At 62.4% G+C, this 14,756-nt stretch carries 9 protein-coding genes and 2 pseudogenes; 5 read left to right on the top strand and 6 right to left on the bottom strand.

From position 1 onward, the window contains the following. Nucleotides 1-78: 78 nt before the first annotated feature. From SLW75_RS08470 to SLW75_RS08450, 5 genes are all read left to right on the top strand, one after another. Nucleotides 79-789, top strand: a complete 711-nt coding sequence (locus tag SLW75_RS08470; RefSeq protein WP_410934157.1) for a histidine phosphatase family protein — start codon at nt 79-81, stop codon at nt 787-789. Between the two features lie 57 nt (nt 790-846). Beyond that, nucleotides 847-1,161 carry an SCP2 sterol-binding domain-containing protein gene (locus tag SLW75_RS08465; protein ID WP_065991410.1) on the top strand — a complete coding sequence of 105 codons (315 nt, stop codon included), beginning with the start codon at nt 847-849 and terminating at the stop codon, nt 1,159-1,161. A 207-nt stretch (nt 1,162-1,368) separates the two neighbouring features. Continuing rightward, the gene (locus tag SLW75_RS08460; protein WP_410934156.1) at nt 1,369-2,436 is read left to right on the top strand and encodes a phosphotransferase family protein; all 1,068 of its coding nucleotides are present in this window, start codon (nt 1,369-1,371) and stop codon (nt 2,434-2,436) included. 24 nt (nt 2,437-2,460) lie between these two features. Then, nucleotides 2,461-3,228, top strand: coding sequence for an SDR family oxidoreductase (locus tag SLW75_RS08455; RefSeq protein ID WP_410934155.1), 768 nt, complete (start codon nt 2,461-2,463; stop codon nt 3,226-3,228). Between the two features lie 126 nt (nt 3,229-3,354). Continuing rightward, nucleotides 3,355-4,494 (top strand): Gfo/Idh/MocA family protein, encoded by a 1,140-nt coding sequence (locus SLW75_RS08450; RefSeq protein WP_410934154.1) that lies wholly within the window; start codon nt 3,355-3,357, stop codon nt 4,492-4,494. 161 nt (nt 4,495-4,655) lie between these two features. Here SLW75_RS08450 and SLW75_RS08445 read toward each other — a convergent pair whose 3' ends face one another. The 6 genes and pseudogenes from SLW75_RS08445 to tssF form a co-directional block, all read right to left on the bottom strand. Further along, the gene (locus SLW75_RS08445; protein WP_410934153.1) at nt 4,656-5,678 is read right to left on the bottom strand and encodes a serine/threonine-protein kinase; all 1,023 of its coding nucleotides are present in this window, start codon (nt 5,676-5,678) and stop codon (nt 4,656-4,658) included. Then, nucleotides 5,675-6,403, bottom strand: coding sequence for a PP2C family protein-serine/threonine phosphatase (locus SLW75_RS08440; RefSeq protein WP_065988889.1), 729 nt, complete (start codon nt 6,401-6,403; stop codon nt 5,675-5,677). The genes SLW75_RS08445 and SLW75_RS08440 overlap by 4 nt, the downstream gene beginning before the upstream one ends. Continuing rightward, nucleotides 6,403-9,714 (bottom strand): annotated as a pseudogene (gene tssM / locus SLW75_RS08435) (type VI secretion system membrane subunit TssM); the annotation flags it as partial. The gene SLW75_RS08440 and the pseudogene tssM, both read right to left, overlap by 1 nt. Continuing rightward, a pseudogene (gene tssH / locus SLW75_RS08430) lies at nt 9,666-11,936 on the bottom strand (type VI secretion system ATPase TssH); the annotation flags it as partial. The pseudogenes tssH and tssM, both read right to left, overlap by 49 nt. Next, nucleotides 11,933-12,955 carry a type VI secretion system baseplate subunit TssG gene (tssG, locus tag SLW75_RS08425; RefSeq protein WP_065988881.1) on the bottom strand — a complete coding sequence of 341 codons (1,023 nt, stop codon included), beginning with the start codon at nt 12,953-12,955 and terminating at the stop codon, nt 11,933-11,935. The gene tssG and the pseudogene tssH, both read right to left, overlap by 4 nt. After that, entirely contained in the window at nt 12,919-14,706 is a 1,788-nt protein-coding gene (tssF, locus tag SLW75_RS08420) for a type VI secretion system baseplate subunit TssF (protein WP_410934152.1), read from the bottom strand. The genes tssG and tssF overlap by 37 nt, the downstream gene beginning before the upstream one ends. Nucleotides 14,707-14,756 lie beyond the last annotated feature (50 nt).

Here is a 14,756-nt window from a genome sequence, read left to right as displayed (position 1 = left end):
CGTATGTTTTTTCATTGACAGACCGCGGGCCGTCCTCATAACCTCCCAGCACTTTCAACGTGCCAGGGTGAAGCGGTCGTGGGCAGCATCTATCTCATACGACATGGCCAGGCCTCGTTTGGTGCGGACGACTACGACGTCCTGTCGCCTACCGGTTTTCGTCAGTCCGAAATCCTCGGCGCACACCTCGCCCAGCTGGGTCTGAACTTCGACCGCTGCATCAGTGGCGCCCTGTTCCGCCAGCGCCACACGGCCGAAACGGTGATCGCCCAGCTCAACGCTGCCGGCCTTGTCCCCCCCGAACTTGAAACAGACATCGCCTTCAACGAATTCAACGCAGAAGGCGTGATCCGCGCGCTGCTCCCGGCGATGCTGGATGAAGAACCGGACGCCTTCGAGATCATGCGCGACGCGGCCAACAACCGCGCGGAGTTCCAGCGTCTGTTCGCCGCGATCATCCGCCGCTGGCTGGTGGGCGATCACGACGCCGCCGCCCTGCAGAGCTGGCAGGCCTTCGTCGAGCAAGTCGAAGCCGGCCTGAGCAGCATCCTCGACAGCGCCGGGCCAAGCGACCGCATCGCCGTGTTCACTTCCGGTGGCACCATCACCGCCCTGCTCCACCTGATCACGCAGATGCCGGCCACCCAGGCTTTTGAACTGAACTGGCACATCGTCAACACCTCGCTCAATCACGTGAAGTTCCGTGAGCGCGAGGTGTCCCTGGCTTCCTTCAACAGTTACGCGCACTTGCAACTGATGAAGGCGCCGGAGCTCATCACCTATCGCTGAGCCCGGCCAATCGCACTCGCAAAGTGCTAATCACCACTCATATAAAAGGATCACACCATGAGCTCCGTAGAAAACGCCGTCCACGCCATGAAAGCCAAGTTCAACCCAGCCGCTGCTGCGGGCCTGGACCTGGTGTTCGGTTTCCGCATCGACGAAACCAAGAACTTCTCCCTGATCGTCAAGGACGGCACCTGCGAATTGCAGGAAGGCGAGAACCCGGACGCGCAGGTCACCCTGGTGATGGACGGCGAAACTCTGGAAGGCATCGTCAGCGGCGAGACCGACGGCATGCAGGCGTTCATGGGCGGCAAACTGCGCGCTGAAGGCGACATGATGCTGGCGATGAAACTGAGCGAGCTGTTTCCTTCCTGAGGACGCACCGCCGTTGCGAAAGAACCGAAGCTGCCCGGCTTCGGTTTTTTTTCGTCCGGGCGACGTGCAAGACAGCGCCTCCCGCCTGTGAATCAGGGCGGCTGATTGCGGCGTAACACCCGCGCCAATAGCCCTTGTTCGCGGCCGCCGGTGCGCATTAGATTAGCCAATGATCCTGGCCCACCAAAATAATCTGCAGGGATACGCATGGCGCTCACCGACCAGTCCACCCCGGTTCGATCCGGCGAAGAACTCGACGCTGCATTGATCGACCCGTACCTGAAAGCCCACGTCCCCGGCCTGAGCGGTAGCGTGCAGATCAGCCAGTTTCCCGGTGGCGCGTCGAACCTGACTTACCTACTGAAGTACCCCGAGCAGGAATTGGTTCTGCGCCGCCCGCCGTTCGGTCACAAGGCGAAAAGCGCCCACGACATGGGCCGCGAATTCCGCATCCTCAATCAACTGCGCGACGCATTCCCCTATTGCCCCAGGGCGTACCTGCATTGCACTGACGACAGCGTGATCGGTGCCGAGTTTTACGTGATGGAGCGGGTCAAGGGCATCATTCTGCGCGCGGAGTTGCCCGCCGAGCTGAACCTCGATGCCGCGCAGACCGAAACCCTGTGCAAGAGCTTCATCGATCGGCTGGTGGAACTGCATCAGGTGGATTACACCGCCTGTGGCCTCGGCGATCTGGGCAAGCCTCAGGGTTACGTTGAGCGGCAGATTCGCGGCTGGACCGAGCGTTACGAGAAAGCCCGTACCGCCGATGCGCCGAGCTGGGAAAAGGTTGCCCGCTGGCTGGACGAAAAGCAGCCGGCGGACCACCCCGTCTCCAGCCTGGTGCACAACGACTACCGCTTCGACAACGTGATCCTCGGCCCCGACAACCCGATGCAAATCATCGGCGTGCTGGACTGGGAGCTGACCACGCTCGGTGATCCGCTGATGGACCTGGGCAACAGTCTGGCCTACTGGATTCAGGCGGACGACCCCGCGCCGGTGCAACTGATGCGGCGCCAGCCCAGCCATGCGCCGGGCATGCTCACCCGTGAGCAGTTCGTGGCGTACTACGCCGAGCGCTCGGGCATTGCCATCGACAATTTCGACTTTTACTACACCTACGGTCTGTTCCGTCTGGCGGGCATCGTCCAGCAAATCTACTACCGCTTCTTCCACGGCCAGACCCAGGACAAGCGCTTCGCTCAGTTCATTCACATGAACGCCCTGCTGGAGCGCATGGCCCTGCAAGTGATTGAGCGCTCCAGCCTCTGATTGCGACACGACAAGGAAAACAACATGTCCAAGACCCAACTGTTCGACCTCGATGGCAAGATCGCTTTCATCTCGGGGGCCAGCCGTGGCATCGGCGAAGCGATCGCCAAACTGCTGGCCCAGCAAGGCGCCCATGTCATCGTCTCCAGCCGCAGGATCGACGGCTGCCAGCAGGTCGCGGACGCGATCATTGCCGAGGGCGGCCAGGCCACTGCCATCGCCTGCCACATCGGTGAAATGGAACAGATCACGGCCGTGTTCGCGCAGATCCGCGAGCAGTTTGGCCGCCTGGACATTCTCGTGAACAACGCGGCGACCAACCCGCAGTTCTGCAACGTGCTGGACACCGATCTCGGTGCGTTCCAGAAGACCGTCGACGTGAACATCCGCGGCTACTTTTTCATGTCCGTGGAGGCCGGCAAGCTGATGCGCGAACACGGCGGCGGCAGCATCATCAACGTGGCGTCGATCAACGGCGTCTCGCCGGGGGTGTATCAGGGCATCTACTCGGTGACCAAAGCGGCGGTGATCAACATGACCAAGGTCTTCGCCAAGGAATGCGCGCAGTTCGGCATCCGCTGCAACGCCCTGCTGCCGGGCCTGACCGACACCAAATTCGCCTCGGCGCTGGTGAGCAACGAGAAGATCCTCAACACCGCGTTGGCGCAGATTCCCCTCAAGCGCGTGGCGGCGCCGAGCGAGATGGCGGGGACGGTGCTGTACCTGGCGAGCGACGCGTCGAGCTACACGACGGGCGTGGCGTTGAATGTGGACGGCGGGTTTCTGTCCTGAGTCGTGGAGGTAAACCCACGCCGCTGAGGTGAAACTGAGGTGTTCCTGATGGAATAAAGATTCCATCGGGTGCGCCCAACCGCCTACATTTTCCGCACAACAACACGTCTTAAAGGACACGCTGTCATGCGCGGGAATTCTCTTCCAGAACTGGGCGTCGGCCTGATCGGCACGGGCTTCATGGGTCGGGCTCACGCCCTGGCGTTTCACAACGCACGCACTACGTTCGATCTGCCCTTCAACCTCATCCTTGTCGCGCTGGCCGATGCCGATGCTGCGCGCGCGCAACAGTGCGCAGCCAGTTGGGGGTTCCAGCGCAGCCATGACGACTGGCAACAGCTGATCAGCGATCCAGCGGTCAATCTGGTAGCGATCACCACGCCAAACCAGCTGCATTTCCCCATGGCCATGGCGGCCCTTGAAGCGGGCAAGGCAGTGTATTGCGAGAAGCCGCTGGCGGTGAGTCTGGCGCAGGCGCGGGAGATGCAGGCGGCAGCGCGCAAGGCCGGCGTGGTGACAAGGGTCGGTTACAACTACCAGCACAACCCGATCATCGGGTTGGCAAAGCAAATGATCGAGCGTGGCGAGCTGGGCCGGATCGTCAGTTTTCAGGGGGAATTCAGCGAGGACTTCATGGGCGATGGGCTGTCGCCGTGGTCGTGGCGCTGCGAAGAGGCCCATGCCGGCGGAGCCCTGGCGGACCTCGGCAGTCATTTGCTGGCGATGGCGCGGTACCTGCTCGGCGATGTCGACGCGGTGTGCGCAGACTCGCAAACCGTGTATCCGCAACGCCCGGCCACGCGCGGCAGCGAAGAGCAACGGGCGATCAGTATCGATGACCAGACCTACGCGCTGCTGCGCTTCGCCAACGGCGCGCGAGGTACGTTCGGCAGCAGTTGGCTGAAGCACGGCTACAAGAATCACCTGAGCTTCGAGATCGGTGGCACCGAAGGGACATTGTCGTTTGATCAGGAACGCTTGAACGAGCTGCGGCTGTACCGAACAGGATCCCCGGGACGCGACGGCTTTCAGCGGATTCTGGCCGGTCCTGCGCAACCCGGGTACGCGTCTTTCTGCCCGGCGCCGGGGCATCAGTTGGGGTACAACGAACTGAAGACACTGGAAGTGCACGACCTCATCCAGGCGCTGGGTGGGCAGGTTTCGAGCGGGACGGATTTTGCCGAAGCGATGGAGGTCGAGCGCCTGGCTACAGCGATTCGCATTTCGGCGAAGGAGATGCGCTGGGTGAGTGTGTCGGATATTTGAGTCAGGTCAGACCGAAAGCCAAGGGTGTCCCCACCGGCCCCTTCCCGGCTGAAGCCGGTCCCACAATACGAGCGCGCGCCCGCTGACACACCGCGTGCGGTATTAGTAGGACCGGCTTTAGCCGGGAAGGCGTTGGATCTCGCACCGCGCACGTGATGGCGTCACCAGGATGGGCGGATCTTCCTGTACCACGGCCAGGACGAGGAACCGGTGAACGCGTCTCGCATTTGCCCGGCCGTTATCGCGCGGGCAACGGTGTCAAATGCGAGGGCGGTTCGCAAGGCAGGCCAGCAACGTTTTGGTAGACGGGCTGGCGCCTGCAAGCCGACGTGGAGGTGTTCATCCCGTGCCTGGGTCGAGGGCAGGTGGCGAAAGGGATGTTTGCCGCTTGCCAGTTCGTAGATCACACACGCGACCGCGTAGATGTCAGCGCTTGCCGAAAGCTGCCGGTATTCAAGCAGCTCAGGTGCGGCGTAGCCCGGAGTCCAGGCGTTGAAGCGCTCGCGGCTCAGGTGTGGCAGGCCGGGCAGTACGCCCTCCTCGGCCCTGCCAAGGCCGAAGTCGAACAGGCGCACGCCGTTCTCACTGAGCATGACGTTGCTCGGTTTCACATCCCCGTGAATAACACCGCAGCCGTGGGCGTAAGCCAGTGCGTCCAGCAACGGCAGCACGATCTGCCGCAGTTCTTGCCACGGCAGCCCCAGAGGCCGCTCGCAAAGAAGTTTGTCCAGCGTCAGACCTCGCATCAGTTCCATCGTGATGAAGGCACGCTCGCAGGCGGTGTCGACGTGAAATCCGTGCACACGCAGCACGTTGTCATGCCGCAGGTAGCGGGTCAGGCAAAACTCGCTGTAGAGCACGGCGCTGGCGTCTGGCGATTCGGCGAAGTCCTGGTTGAGGACCTTGAGCGCGACATACGGGTCGGGATCGCCGTACTGCTCGGCGAGCAAATCGCGGGCGCGGTAGACGGCTCCCATGCCGCCGGCGCCAAGCAGTCGCTCAATGCAGTAACGGCCTGCGAGAACGTCGGGCATTGTGCTGAAGGCCGATGGGGCCGACAGGCGAGCGGGTTCACGATTTTTCGACTGAGCGAAGGCGTAGTAGGTGAGATCGCTGGGCGGGTCATCCCCGGGGGGAGCAACGAGCGCTTGTCCATCGGAATCTGTTTGCAGAGGATCGGTCATCCGCGGATCACCACAGCCGTCAGGTTATCTCGGGCGGCACCCCGCAGCGCGTCATCGAACAGGCGCTTGAGTGCCATTGCCGGCAGAGCCAGACTCAACGCATGGCCCAATGCATCGCTGCTCAAGCCCTGATACAAACCGTCGCTGCACAGCAAGAACGCATCACCGGCAAACACCTCAAGCTCCAGCACCTCAAGTGTCAGTTGTTCGGCAGCGCCCACCGCTCGGGTCAAGGCGTGCCCGCCAGGGTGGGCCCGGGCCTGTCGGGCGTTCATCTGTCGTTCATCGATCAGTTGCTGCTGCAGCGAATGGTCCCGGGACAGCTGATACAGCCGCTGACCGCGCCACAAATAGCAGCGGCTGTCCCCGGCCCAGACGCAGGCCGCCCGGTTTTCCTCCATGAGCAGTGCGACCACCGTGCTGCCAATGATGCTGTCCTGTCGGCCTGCATTAACGGTCAGCTCCTGACCCAGCCGCCGGTTCAGCCAGTGCAGGCACCGTCTGATGCCGATAAGCCTGTCATCGAAGTTTCCGTGCAGCGGCAGCTCCGCCAGACTGGCGACGATCATCTGGCTGGCGATGTCGCCCCCCTGGTGGCCGCCCATGCCATCGGCGACCACCCACAGCCCCTGCTCGGGACACTCCAGAAACGCATCTTCGTTACGTTCCCGGACCTTGCCGGCGTGGGTCCGGGCAGCGCTGCGCCAATGGCCGACGACCGCCATCAGAGTTGTGCCGGCATGCGGAAGCTGCGCAGCACGGCCATGTCGAACGGGTTTGGCGAGCGCTGGCTGGTCAGCAGGTAGCTGGCACGCAGCCCCCCTACGTCGGCCTTCAATACCAGGACGTCTCGACCGCTGAGTTCCTCCCGCTGCATCGAATCCAGCAACCGGAACAATGACCACGGTCCCGAGCTTTCTTCGATACCCAATGGGCGGCCCACCATTCTGTCGAGCACCAGGCTGGTTCGACCGGCCTGGGCATCGGTGGGCCACTGAAATGACACCGGGACAATCGGGCCATGGCGGTATTCGAGGGTCTTGTCGCCCAGCTTGAATTCGGAACGGCTGACAGAAGAGTCCAGGGTATGGGGCTCAAGTTTGAACTGCAGCTGTGGCTCGGCCGGGTTGTCCGCAAAGAACCCCTGCCGGATGACCCGGGCCGCGCCCATCTGCTCGAGATACGCACGGGAGATTGGCAGGCTTTGCCCGTCGATACTGCGCAGACGGTAACTGCCCTTCTCGCCACTCACGAACGGCCGCAGAAAACCGTCGAAGAAGCGGTCTGCGACGCCCTGTACCTTGAAGAACTCGCGAAAATCACCGAGTGCGACATCACTGGCACTGTTGGCGTTGAACGGATAACGCTTGCTGATCGCCTTGGCGTAAAAGCTGTACACCTCACTCTGGTAGTGCTGGTTCACGTGTTGATACGCGTCGCGAAGCACCAGCCGCCATGAGTCCTCGGCCAAGGTGCTGAACCACGCGCCCACCGGACGTGGCAGCCGACTGGATGCCGCACGCAAGGTGCCCAGCGCATCACGCTGCCCGCCCATGCGTGACTTGGCCATGTCGAATGCCGCCTGCTCCGGCGAGCTGGCCCTGCCCAGACTGGCCATCTGCATTTGCAGCTCGTTGAGCACTGCCAGAACGGGCACCAGATCAGCCGTCGGCCCGTCCTTGTCGTCGAGCAAGCGGTGCAACGGATCAAAGCGCGTTTGCAGGGATTTGCGCGCGGTATCCGGGACGGAGGCACTCAAGGCTTCAGAACCCTTGCTGGACGCAGCCACCGCCAGTTTGCCGGCTTTGCCCCCTTTGTCCGCCACCTGCGTGGCGACATCGATGGCGTTTGTCAGGGCCTCGGCAACCGGGGTGAAGCGTGTGTTTTCGCGGACTTCCCTGAGCAGGTTGATCACTGGCGAATGGGCCGACGTCAGGCCCGCCAGTTGCTCGGCACTGTCGGCGAAATCGTAGGGGCCGGGCAGCTCGACCGCGCTGACCGCTTCGCCCCAGTAGTCGGCGTAATCGCGGAAATAGAGCTGTTCGAGCTCCACCATCAGACGCCGCATGTCCATGCCACTGAGGCCGGCGCCTTCACCCAGCACCCAGTTGTCCCGCAGGATATCGGCCACCACCCGGGAGCCGTGCACCGAGAAGTACTGCTCGTAGCCCTGTCGGGTGTAGAACCCCGGAATCACATAATCGGTGCCGACGAACAGCGCCGCCTGCGGCCCGAGGTGCTGGTCGAAACTGTAATCCGGCAAGGTACCGGCCTGCTCGCGCAGGATCCGGTAGACAACGTTCGCCAGGGACTCGCCGCGCAGGACCTGCCGTGCCTGCGACACGCGTTGATCATTGAGGGCATGGACGAAAGGCAGCTTCAGCAACCGTTCGAAGTGGCTGTTCAGACCGTCTTGCACCGCGACATTGCCGGGGTACAGCTCGGACCCATCAGCGGCGACCCGCTCCCTGAGCCACGTCGCATCACGCCGGTCTTTTATGCCGAGCATCAAATAGGCACGCAGGCTTTTGAGCAGGCCCTCACGATTCTCAAGGTTGGCGGCAATCTGCCCCTCCAGCATCATCGCCACCTGAGGCAGCAGCAGACGCTCCAGCTCGCGCACGTAAGCGCCTTCCACAACCGGATTGACTGCTTCGCCTTGATAAAGGCCGCCACGCGCCTGGTAACCGACGTCCCCTTTGCCTGGGAAAACCTGGGTCGCCGCGTAACGGGTGTCCAGCACTTTGAGCACTGCGACAAGGTCAGTCTGGACCGTGTGCGCCGACCGCTGTTCGGCCCAGGTTCGAGCCAGGGCACTCACACTGTCGAGCCGTTCATAGTTGCTGGAAAAACTCACGGCCCAGAGGCTGCCAAACAGCGCGAGTGACGCCAGCGCCCCTGCATATAGTGCGCGCTGGGCCCAGTGGATACGGCTGCGCTCGCGGGTGTCCAGGCCGGCAAGGTCCGCCTCCGGGAAGATCACCCTGCTGAGCAGGTGGTTGATGAAACGCGAGCGCCTGCTGCCCAGAGTCGGCAGCGATCCCGTGCTGATCCCCGGACTCACACCCCTGCCGACCGCAGGCGCGTGCATGTCCTGCTCAAAGCCGGGCGCGCTGGTGAGGTAGAAGCCCCGCAACTGGCTGGCTGACTGATAGCGATTGCCAGTGAAGGCCAGTTCCACAAACACGCACACGCGCTCGCCGATTCGACTGAGTTGATGGGGGAAGTCGAGAATGCGGCCACGGCGCGAGGGATCACGCTCTTGATGGATGCGGGTGATCACCTGACTGTTAAGCCGCACCAGCAGTTCGCCGAATTCATCGCGCAACACCTCGGCGTCAGTGCCGCTCTGCCCTTTGCGGAAGGTCGTACCGAGGACCTGATCACTTTCCTCGCGGGTCAATTGATCGAAAAACGCGTCGAACCCCGGAAGACTGTCGGCCTTGCTCAGCACGAGGTAGACCGGCACCTCGGCGTGCAGCTTCTGATGCACCTCCTGCAAACGCGTACGCACCTGCCGTGCGAGGATTTCGAGTTCAGGGTCGCTGTCGTGGAGCAGCGTGTCGACAGGGAGTGTGACGAGTACGCCGTTCAGAGGGCGGTTGCGGCGATATCGGCGCAGCAGGTCAAGCAGCGTGCACCAGGCGCTGCGGTCGATGTCAGTGCCGGGCTGGGTCAGGTAACGGCCAGCGGTGTCGACGAGCACGGCATTGTTGGCAAAATACCAGTCACAGTGGCGAGTGCCTCGAGGGTCACGGGCGAGTGTGCGCTCGGCCTTGTCGAGCGGAAACTCGAGCCCTGAAAAGTCCAGCAGGCTGGTCTTGCCGGCGCCCTCGGGGCCGATCAGCAAGTACCACGGCAGCTCGGTGCGCCAGTGATCACTGCGGCCGCGATACAGGTCTGAGGTCTTCAGTGTTTTCAGCGCGTCCTTGAACCGCGTCGTCAGTTCAGCCTGCTCCTCGTCGATCTGATCGTCGCGCTGCATGCGCGCCTGCGGGCCAGCAGCGCCGGCTTGAAGTGACTCGCGAGCACCGGACGGACAGTGTCCTCAAGCACCTGCGCAGCGGGACGCGCGCCGTCGGCACAGAGGTCACTGATGAGGTCGCTTCCCAAGTTCGAGGTCATCAGGATCAGCGTGTTGGGGAAATTGATCTCCCGCCCTTCCCCGTCGTTGGCCACTCCCTTGTCAAAGATCTGATAGAACAGATTCAACACGTCCGGATCGGCTTTTTCGACTTCATCGAGCAGGACCACGGAATACGGTCTCTGCCGCACCGCTTCGGTGAGCATGCCGCCCTCGCCGTAACCCACGTACCCCGGCGGCGCACCAATCAGACGCGAGACGGTGTGCTTCTCCTGGAACTCGGACATGTTGATGGTGGTGATGAACCGCTCGCCGCCGTACAGCAAGTCAGCGAGCGCCAGCGCGGTTTCAGTCTTGCCCACACCGCTCGGCCCGACCAACAGGAACACGCCCACGGGTGCGTCGGGTTTGTTAAGACCGGCTGCGGTGGCCCGCATCGAACGATCAAGGGCGTGCACCGCGTGCTCCTGACCGCGAATACGGGCGCTCAAGTCCCTTGAAAAGCTGGCTATTTTGGCATTGTGCTCCCGCGCCAATTGCGCCAAGGGCACGCCGGTCCAGGCACTGATCACTTCGGCGACAAGCCGCGGGCAGACTTCGAAGCTCACCAGCCGCTCCCGGGCCTGGGCCTGAGTCAGGGCGAGGTGAATCTCATCGCGTGCGGCTTGCAGGTCTTCGACAGTGTGCGGTTCATCGACATCAACCGCCTGCGCCATTCGCTGACGCAGCTCCAGCAGGCGCTCGGCCAATCCCTTCTGTTCAAGCCAGAGTGACTCGAGCGCAAGGCGTTCTTCATCCGCAGCGCGCAAACGGTTTTCCAGTGCATCCAGTGCCGGATGATCAATGAGCAAACCGGCTTCGGCGTCACGACGCAGCGCCTGACGCTGGCGGCTGCCTTCAGCCAGCTCGTTGCGCAAACGCTCAAGACGTTGGGGGGCGGCGGCAAGGCTGATGCGAACGCGTGCGCACGCCGTGTCGAGCACATCGACGGCCTTGTCCGGCAATTGGCGGCCGGCGAGATAGCGGGCAGACAACTCAGCGGCGGCGACCACTGCGTCGTCCCGCAGATAGATGCCGTGGCTCCGCTCGTAAACGTGAGCAAGGCCACGCAGGATGGTCACTGCTTCATTGATGGTCGGTTCGTGCAACCGCACCGGCTGGAAGCGGCGGGCCAGCGCCGGGTCTTTCTCGATGTATTTTTTGTATTCGGTCCAGGTCGTCGCAGCGATGGTGCGCAATTCGCCACGCGCCAGGGCCGGCTTGAGCAGGTTGGCCGCATCGGAGCCACCCGCCTCCCCCCCGGCCCCGATCAGGGTATGGGCCTCGTCGATAAACAATATGATCGGTTTGGGCGACGCCTTGACCTCGTCGATCACGCCCTTGAGGCGACGTTCGAACTCCCCTTTGACGCTGGCGCCGGCCTGCAACAGCCCCATGTCCAGCGACAGCAGCTCAACGTCCTGTATTGCCTGCGGCACTTCCCCGGCGACGATACGCGACGCCAGCCCTTCAACGATCGCCGTCTTGCCGACACCGGCATCACCCACCACGATCGGGTTGTTTTTCCGCCGACGGGCGAGGATATCCACCATTTGCCGAATGGCGTCGTCACGGCACAGCACCGGGTCGAGCCTGCCGTCTCGGGCCTGTTGGGTGAGGTTATGGGTAAAGCGGGTCAGCAGTGACTCGCCGGCCCCATCGCGGTTGCCGGCGTCGGAATGGGCCTTCTGTGACAAGGCGAATGCTTTCAAACGCTCGATACTCAGTCGGGCGAGCAATGCCTGATAGCGGCTGCCTGCGTAACGCATGGGGTTGCGCAGTAACGCAAGGATCAGCGCCCCTTGTTCAACCTGGGTCTGGCCCAATTCAAGGTTGGCGACCAGCAGCGCATCCTGCAGCCACTGCACCAGTTCCGGGGCAAATACCGGGCTGCGGGACGCACTGTGTTCCATCCGCATCTGCAACGCGGCGCCAAGTTCACCCGCGTCCACACCGGCATCCTGCAGCGCGCGGGAAAGCAGGCCCTGTGGGCGCTCCAGCAAGCACAGCAACAGGTCCTCGACAAGCACCTTGCTACCGCCGCGTCCCACGCAGCGCTCGGCGGCGTGCTCCAGGTCGCGACGGCTTTCGGCGTCAAGCGCCTGAATAAGTTGTTGCAGGTTGATGTTACTCATCGTTCGGCTGTCCTTAATGATTGGCTGCCCAGGGTGACCACGCCGTCCGCGCGGTCGCGGCCCAGCCAACTGGTCCATCCCAGGCGACACGCGTTCTGACCGGCCAGGCGCAGTTCGCGAATTTCTTCCTGACGCAGCGCCAGGCGAACGTCGTAATCAAGCGGGTCACGCAGCGTGAATCGCACCAATGCGCACAGCGGTTGGTAACCCGCGCCGATGGGCAGGAACTCGTGGAAACGCTGCCAGCCAAGCTCTCGAACATGAATGCGGAATTTGCCACTGCGGTCGCGGACGTGTTCGCCAAGCACCAGGTCCTCGCCGAGCTGGCTGTTGGCTCGGCCAAGGCTGTTGCGCTGCTCTTGGAGAATGTCCACGCGACGCTCCATGCATTGTTCAATCGTCAGTGCTGCGTGTTTGAAGTAGTACCGCAGCACCGCCTCAATCAGCGCTGCCGAATGTGCGCGCAGGCTGAGCAAACCCAGGTAGGGCAGCAGTCGCTTCCAGTTCAGCTCCCGCGCCTGTCGAATCTCCTCGCTGCCCAGTCCGATGAGCGCGAACAACTGCGATGAAAACGGATCGATCGCGCCGCTTTCAAAACAGGCGCGGTAGCGGTATTTCTTCCAGATCGGCAGCATCAGCCGATGCAGGCGGTGGTGAAACAGGTCCAGGAACTGGCGGGTCGGGTTGCCTTCCTCGCTGTCGCCCAATGCCTGCTCGCTATAGAACGCAGGCAAAGGCGATCCGGACCCCACAAGTCCCGGCAGGTTGAAGCGCAGGCGTGCACGCATCAGCCCGGACGCTTCAAAAAACTCCACGCGGTCCACATCACTGCCCGGAAAACCGAGGCTCGGGTTGGCCTGGAATTCCAGTTGGTCATACAGGTCGTCATCGCTCAAATGCGGGTGCGCCATGCGCAGCCGGTCGATGACCAGCAAGACGGCCTGAAACAGCGAATATTCGCGTATGCCTTGGGTCAGCCCGCTCAAAGCAGGGGCTGCAGGCCCATACGGGGTGTCCATTGGTACACCTCTCCCTGTGTGCTTTTCACGCGCAGCTCGTGATACGAATTGAGGCTGGCGTAAAGCGCAAAAAACTCATTAAGAACGGAGGCGAACACGAACACGTCGCCGTCGCCGATATAGCCGTGCGGGTCGATGGTCAGCTCGGTGCGCAACCCGCGTACCGGCAGCCCTTTGTGCAGCCGGTCGACATGCTGGTGCCGGATCGACTTGAGCCCGCCCAGCAGGCGCTTGCTGACCTTTTCTGCGTGCGGGTCGTAATAGCGCGGCAAGTCGTAGGTTTCGAGGATCACCTTCAAGGCATTGACGTCCGCCAGGGACAGGTAGTTAAGCGACATGTTGCTGATCAGCTTCCACAGGAAGTCGCGGTTCAGCGGCGGCGCATAACTGGGCGTGGCCGGGGTGATATTGCGGAAGGTCAGACCTTCCGGTGTCTGTTCGCAGGCGATGCAAATGTCACCCAGCTTGAGCTTGCGCGGCAGGTTCTGATGGGTGCACGTCATCTCGATCGACAGGGTTTCAGAGGCTTCGGTGTGACGGATGCCGAAGCTCAGGTAGGTGTCGAGGCCATCGTGCAGCGACAATGAACGCTGGCGAATGCTGTAGTGCGGACGGCGGTTCGGCACATCGAAACTGGGGTCATGCTCAAAGGACTCGAAAGGCACGTAGGTTTCGTAACCCAAGCCACCGGGCTTCCAGCCGATCACCGATTCGACCGAAAACACGCCGCAATTTGCCGGGCTATAGAGCGCCGGCATCAGCAGGTACTCGTCCTGTTTGCCCTCGAGGCGGATCGGCGTGGCGTCATGTTTGAACAGGTTCACGATGGGCGTGCAATGGAGCTTGACGTTGTCCAGCGTCGGTCGCAGGCGCTGCACACCGCTCTTGCGAATGTCGAAACGCAATTCAAGCCCGCGTAGGCGTTTGAGCGTTTCTTCCGGCAATGCAGCGAGCAGGTCCAGACCATTCACGTCCACAAACAAAAACTTGTCCTGGAAAGCGAAGTACTCCTGCAGATAGCGGTAACCGCGGAAGGTATTCAGCGGATACGGGATCAGCGCTTCGTCTTCGGCAAACCCCACGGGCTGGATACGGTCGCCAGGGATGCTGAATGACATGGGCAGGCCGTTGACGCCCTGGATGGGCTTGCCGTCCCCGTCCAACGGCACCAGCTCGATCCGCTCGAGATTGCGCAGAAGGCTCAGATAGAGCATCTGGCTGATGTAACGCTCGCCGGCAAAATGCAGGCGCAAACGGCTCAATTGCAACTCACCAAAATGGCCTTCGCCGCTGATCTCCAGCCGCAAGCTCAACAGTGAGCCCTCGCCCTTGACCGAGTACGTCAGTGCGACCAGGTCGAGCGCCTGGACATCGGTCGGGTAGCAGGTGCGGAAGCAACACTGCACGCCATCGATCGGCACGCTGTCCACCGGCGTATCCCGCTCCACCCTCAGCGCAGGCCCTGCCAGCTTCAGCGGGTCAAATTGCAGAATGCTGAAGGCAGGCAGCGGCTGCATGTAGTTGGGCCACAGCAGTTGCATCAGCGAATGACTGAGCTCGGGCAGCTCGTCATCGAGCTTCTGTCGCAGGCGTCCGGTCAGGAACGCGAAGCCTTCCAGCAGCCGCTCTACGTCAGGATCCCGTCCGGCCTGCCCCAGAAAAGGCGCCAACGCCGGGCTGCGCTCGGCAAACAGACGACCTAGCTGGCGAAGCGCGGTGAGCTCGCTTTGGTAGTAGTGGTTAAAGGACATGGTTTTACCTTCGAGCGCAGCTGTTTGGTTCAAGGGTGGTCGTTGCGGAA

This window comes from Pseudomonas sp. W5-01 (assembly GCF_046540435.1).
Lineage (GTDB): Bacteria > Pseudomonadota > Gammaproteobacteria > Pseudomonadales > Pseudomonadaceae > Aquipseudomonas > Aquipseudomonas graminis_B.
Note: the sequence above shows the minus strand (reverse complement) of the source record. Positions and strands in the feature narration are given on the sequence as shown.

What these genes read in the sequence shown, in the direction of transcription:
- SLW75_RS08460 (WP_410934156.1), top strand. Translation starts at nt 1,369, where the DNA reads ATGGCGCTCACCGACCAGTCCACCCCGGTTCGATCCGGCGAAGAACTC.
- tssF (WP_410934152.1), bottom strand. Translation starts at nt 14,706, where the DNA reads ATGTCCTTTAACCACTACTACCAAAGCGAGCTCACCGCGCTTCGCCAG.
- SLW75_RS08450 (WP_410934154.1), top strand. Translation starts at nt 3,355, where the DNA reads ATGCGCGGGAATTCTCTTCCAGAACTGGGCGTCGGCCTGATCGGCACG.
- SLW75_RS08440 (WP_065988889.1), bottom strand. Translation starts at nt 6,403, where the DNA reads ATGGCGGTCGTCGGCCATTGGCGCAGCGCTGCCCGGACCCACGCCGGC.
- SLW75_RS08465 (WP_065991410.1), top strand. Translation starts at nt 847, where the DNA reads ATGAGCTCCGTAGAAAACGCCGTCCACGCCATGAAAGCCAAGTTCAAC.
- SLW75_RS08445 (WP_410934153.1), bottom strand. Translation starts at nt 5,678, where the DNA reads ATGACCGATCCTCTGCAAACAGATTCCGATGGACAAGCGCTCGTTGCT.
- SLW75_RS08455 (WP_410934155.1), top strand. Translation starts at nt 2,461, where the DNA reads ATGTCCAAGACCCAACTGTTCGACCTCGATGGCAAGATCGCTTTCATC.
- tssG (WP_065988881.1), bottom strand. Translation starts at nt 12,955, where the DNA reads ATGGACACCCCGTATGGGCCTGCAGCCCCTGCTTTGAGCGGGCTGACC.